Annotated in this window: 1 pseudogene; it reads right to left on the bottom strand. The window is 68.7% G+C overall.

The features are described 5' to 3' along the window. A pseudogene (locus BN358_RS28220) lies at positions 1 to 319 on the bottom strand (propanediol utilization protein); the annotation flags it as partial.

Here is a 319-nt window from a genome sequence, read left to right as displayed (position 1 = left end):
ACGCCGCGGCGTGGCTCGGGCCCATGTGAATGTGCCGCGCCGCGATCATCACGCCGTGCTCCACGTGGATCTTCCCCTTCGGGCCCTCGATGTCGATCGGCCCCGCGTTGTCCAGGTGCCCGGACTGGGTAAGAGGGGCGCGTCGATGCCGAGTGTGACGCAGTCGGTGCGGCTCAGCCTCCACCGTGGGTCTTCCGGCCCCATGGAGCCGGGCGGACACGGTTTCCACCGCAGCGAAGTCGCTGGGCTGGCGGACCCTCCGGTAGACCGTCATCTCGTCGAGGCCGAACAGCGTGGCCAGATCCTCCCTGCTCAGATA

It is taken from the genome of Sedimentibacter sp. B4 (genome assembly GCF_000309315.1).
Lineage (GTDB): Bacteria > Bacillota > Clostridia > Tissierellales > Sedimentibacteraceae > Sedimentibacter > Sedimentibacter saalensis.
The sequence above is the reverse complement of the archived record's forward strand: the minus strand, read 5'-3'. Positions and strand labels throughout refer to the sequence as shown.